At 70.4% G+C, this 4743-nt stretch carries 3 protein-coding genes; all 3 read left to right on the top strand.

The features are described 5' to 3' along the window. Positions 1–2496: bifunctional FO biosynthesis protein CofGH (locus tag H0487_RS21810; RefSeq protein WP_183096317.1), on the top strand; the 2496-nt coding region annotated here is incomplete at its 5' end. Between the two features lie 190 nt (positions 2497–2686). After that, positions 2687–3769 carry a sugar ABC transporter substrate-binding protein gene (locus H0487_RS21805; RefSeq protein WP_183096316.1) on the top strand — a complete coding sequence of 361 codons (1083 nt, stop codon included), beginning with the start codon at positions 2687–2689 and terminating at the stop codon, positions 3767–3769. 110 nt (positions 3770–3879) lie between these two features. Continuing rightward, positions 3880–4692 carry an ATP-binding cassette domain-containing protein gene (locus H0487_RS21800; protein ID WP_183096315.1) on the top strand — a complete coding sequence of 271 codons (813 nt, stop codon included), beginning with the start codon at positions 3880–3882 and terminating at the stop codon, positions 4690–4692. Positions 4693–4743: the final 51 nt, after the last annotated feature.

Here is a 4743-nt window from a genome sequence, read left to right as displayed (position 1 = left end):
CTGCTGGCCGCGACCGGCGCGGACCTCGACCGGCTCACCGTGGCCGCCGGGAAGGTCCGCGACGCCGCCCTGGTGGCCGCCGGCCGCCCGACTGTCGTGACCTACTCACCCAAGGTCTTCATCCCGATCACCCGGCTGTGCCGCGACAAGTGCCACTACTGCACGTTCGTGGAGACGCCGAAGCAGGCGGCCCGCGAGGGACGGGCGCCGTACCTCTCCCCCGACGAGATCCTCGCGATCGCCGCCGAGGGCGCGAAGCTCGGCTGCCTGGAGGCGCTCTTCACCCTCGGCGACCGCCCCGAGGACCGTTGGCCCGAGGCGCGCGCCTGGCTCGACGAGCAGGGCTACGACTCGACGCTCGCCTACATCCGCGCGATGGCGGTGCGGGTCCTGGAGGAGACCGGGCTGCTGCCCCACCTCAACCCCGGCGTCATGTCGTGGGAGGAGCTCAACCGCCTCAAGCCGGTCTCGCCGTCGATGGGGATGATGCTCGAGACCACTTCGCGGCGGCTGTTCGAGACCAAGGGCGAGGCCCACCACGGCTCTCCCGACAAGGACCCCGAGGTCCGGCTCCGCGTCCTCGAGGACGCCGGCCGGCACTCGATCCCGTTCACCACCGGCCTGCTGGTCGGCATCGGCGAGACGCTCGAGGAGCGCGCGGAGACGATCTTCGCGCTGCGTCGTACCTCTCGCGCCTACGGCGCCGTGCAGGAGGTGATCGTCCAGAACTTCCGGGCCAAGCCCGACACGGCGATGCGGCACAGCGACGACCTCGGACTGGCGGAGTACCGCGCGGCCATCGCGGTCACCAGGCTCGTGCTGGGCCCGAAGGCGCGCGTCCAGGCACCGCCGAACCTGGTTGATCTCGACGAGTGCCGCCTCCTGCTCGGTGCCGGCGTCGACGACTGGGGCGGCGTCTCACCGCTGACGCCCGACCACGTCAACCCGGAGCGGCCGTGGCCCTCCCTGGAGCGGCTCCGCGCCATCACCGCCGAGTGCGGGTTCGAGCTCAAGGCCCGGCTGACCGTCCACCCCGAGTACGTGGTCGGGTCGCTCAGCGGAGGCCAGGCCTGGATCGACCCGCGCGTCCACGCCCACGTCGCCGCGCTCGCCGGACCCGACGGCCTGGCGATCCCCGACGTCCGTCCGACCGGCCTGCCGTGGCAGGAGCCCGACGGCGGCTTCGAGTCGTCGGGGCGGACCGACCTCTTCGCGGCCGTCGACCGTGAGGGACCAGGCGGAGGCCGCACCGAGGACCGGCGCAGCGACTTCGCCAGCGTCTACGGCGACTGGGACGCCGTACGCGACGCCGCCCGCTCGACCTCCGAATTGGCGATAGTCCCTGACGAAAAGCACCACATCGGAGGAAATTCCGGTGCTTTTCGTCAGGGACTATCCGCTTTGCGCGCCGCCGAGGCCGACCCCGGCAACCTCTCCGACGACCACGCCCTCACCCTGATGACCGCCGAGGGCGACCTGCTCCGCGAGGTCGTGCGGCTGGCCGACGACCTGCGCAAGGACACGGTCGGCGACGACGTGACCTACGTCGTCAACCGGAACATCAACTTCACCAACATCTGCTACGTCGGCTGCCGCTTCTGCGCGTTCGCGCAGCGCAAGACCGACGCCGACGCCTACTCGCTGTCCTACGAGCAGGTTGCCGACCGTGCCCAGGAGGCGTGGGACCTCGGCGCCACCGAGGTCTGCATGCAGGGCGGCATCGACCCCGAGCTCCCCGCGACGGCGTACTTCGACCTCGTGGCCGCGGTGAAGCAGCGGGTCCCCGACATGCACGTCCACGCGTTCTCGCCGATGGAGGTCGTCAACGGCACCGCGCGCACCGGACTGTCGATCGAGGACTTCCTCATCAAGGCCCGCGAGGCCGGCCTGGGCTCGCTCCCGGGGACGGCCGCGGAGATCCTCGACGACGAGGTCCGCTGGGTGCTGACGAAGGGCAAGCTGCCGGCGCGGACGTGGGTCGAGATCGTCTCCACGGCGCACCGGATCGGCATCCCGACCACCTCGACGATGATGTACGGCCACGTCGACAACCCGCGGCACTGGGTCGGGCACCTCACCGTGCTCAAGGGCATCCAGGACACCGCGCGCGACAACGGCAGCCCGGGCTTCACCGAGTTCGTGCCGTTGCCCTTCGTCCACACCAGCGCGCCGATCTACCTCGCCGGCGTCGCCCGCCCCGGACCGACCCTGCGCGACAACCTGGCCGTCCACGCGATGGCGCGGATCATGCTCCACGGCCGGATCGACAACATCCAGACCAGCTGGGTCAAGCTCGGCATCGACGGCACCCGCGCGATGCTCGGCGCGGGCGCCAACGACCTCGGCGGCACCCTGATGGAGGAGACCATCTCCCGGATGGCCGGCTCCGAGCACGGCTCGGCCAAGACGGTCGCCGAGCTGGTCGAGATCGGCACCGGCATCCAGCGCCCGGTCCGCGAGCGCACGACGACGTACGGCGTCCCGCCGGTCCGCTGAGGCCTCGCAGCACCCGCCCCCTCGGGTGGCGGGACCTGAGCGCGCCCTGGCGAACCCGAAAGTAAATCTTCGTGCTGTCTCTTTACGTGACCGCCGTCACTCCATATGTTGTTTCGAACAACATATAGCCGGACCGCGAACGCCGAGAGTCGGACGTCCACGAGGCCGGAATCGCTAGGAGGCGGTTGAAGTGAAGCGCAAGTACGGCGCCGTGGTCGCTGCAGGCCTCGGGCTCGCCCTCTCGCTCACGGCGTGCGGCGAGGACGACGGCAACGGCAGTGGCAGCGGAAGCGACGGCGGCGAGGGCAAGATCGGGGTGATCCTCCCCGACACCGAGTCCTCGGTCCGCTGGGAGAGCGCGGACCGACCGGCGCTCGAGGCGGCCTTCGAGGCGGCCGGGGTCGACTACAGCATCCAGAACGCCGAGGGCGACGTGGAGAAGATGACCCAGATCGCCGACTCGATGATCGCCGACGGCGTCACCGTGCTCGCGATCGTCAACCTCGACTCCGCCTCGGGCGCGGCCATCCAGGAGAAGGCCAACGCCCAGGGCGTGGCCACGATCGACTACGACCGCCTCACCCTCGGCGGCTCGGCGGAGTACTACGTCTCGTTCGACAACACCGTGGTCGGCGAGCTCCAGGGGCAGGGCCTGGCCGACTGCCTGGGCGAGAAGGACGCGAACATCATCTTCCTCAACGGATCGCCCACCGACAACAACGCCACCCTCTTCGCGGAGGGCGCGCACAGCGTGCTCGACGGGATCGAGTCCTACACGCAGGTCGGCGAGCAGGCCGTGCCGGAGTGGGACAACGAGGAGGCCGCGGTCATCTTCCAGCAGCTCTACACGCAGGCCGACGGCGACGTCGACGGCGTACTGGCTGCCAACGACGGTCTCGGCGGCGCCGCGATCTCCATCCTCGAGGCCAACGGCCGCGCGGGCGAGGTCCCGGTCACCGGCCAGGACGCCACGGTCGAGGGCCTGCAGAACATCCTCGCCGGCACCCAGTGCATGACGGTCTACAAGTCCGCCACGCTCGAGGCCGGCGCGCTGGCCGAGGCGGCCATCGCCCTGGTCAACGGCGAGGAGGCCGAGACCACCGGGACGACGCCCGACTCGGAGAGCGGCCGCGAGGTGCCCTCGATCCTGCTCGACCCGGTCGCGATCACCGTGGACAACGTCGGTGACGTCATCGACGATGGCGGGCAGAAGCTCGAGGACGTCTGCACCGCGGACTACGCAGACGCCTGCGCCGAGGCCGGGATCTCCTGACCGGAGCGATCGGCTGAGCTGTTCGGGCACCCGCGCCACCGGGTGGCGCGGGTGCCCGACACGCGAAGTTCGTTGGATCGAACAACAATCACGACCCTGGGGAGACCACCATGACCGACGCGCTCGAGCCGGAGTTCCCACGCTCCACCGACACCGCCCCGATCCTCCAGCTGCGCGGCGTCAACAAGAGCTTCGGCGTGGTGCACGTCCTCCACGACGTCGACTTCGCCGTGTATCCCGGCCAGGTCACCGCACTCGTCGGAGACAACGGCGCGGGCAAGTCGACGCTGGTCAAGGTCATCGCCGGCATCTACGGCCGCGACAGCGGCGAGTACCTCTTCGAGGGCCGACCCACCCACGTGAGCGGACCCCGCGACGTGGCGGCCCTGGGGGTCGAGGTCGTCTACCAGGACCTCGCGCTCTGCGACAACCTCGACATCGTCCAGAACATGTTCCTCGGCCGCGAGACCCGCAAAGGCATCGTCCTCGACGACATGGCCATGGAGGAGCGCGCCCGCGAGACCCTCGCCTCGCTCTCCGTCCGCACCGTGAAGTCGGTGCGCCAGAGCGTCGCCAGCCTGTCCGGCGGCCAGCGCCAGACCGTCGCGATCGCCAAGGCGGTCCTCTGGAACTCCAAGATCGTGCTGCTCGACGAGCCGACCGCGGCGCTCGGCGTCGCCCAGACCCGCCAGGTCCTCGACCTGGTGCGCCGGCTCGCCGACCGCGGCCTCGGCGTCGTCCTGATCTCGCACAACATGAACGACGTCTTCGAGGTGGCCGACCGGATCACCGCCCTCTACCTCGGTCGGGTGGCGGCCGACGTCGCCACCGAGAGCGTCACCCACAACCAGGTCGTCGAGCTCATCACCGCCGGCAGGTCCGGCGACCTCGGCATCCGTGACGTCGCGGCCGCGAGCATCTGAGGAGCGACGATGGACACCAGCACCCCTGAGGCGACCGGCCTCGCCGACGCC

This window comes from Nocardioides stalactiti, assembly GCF_014180715.1.
Taxonomy (GTDB): Bacteria; Actinomycetota; Actinomycetes; order Propionibacteriales; family Nocardioidaceae; genus Nocardioides; species Nocardioides stalactiti.
The sequence above is the reverse complement of the archived record's forward strand: the minus strand, read 5'-3'. Positions and strand labels throughout refer to the sequence as shown.

Excerpts from the sequence above, each read along its gene's own strand:
- H0487_RS21800 (WP_183096315.1), top strand. The coding sequence starts at position 3,880 with ATGACCGACGCGCTCGAGCCGGAGTTCCCACGCTCCACCGACACCGCC.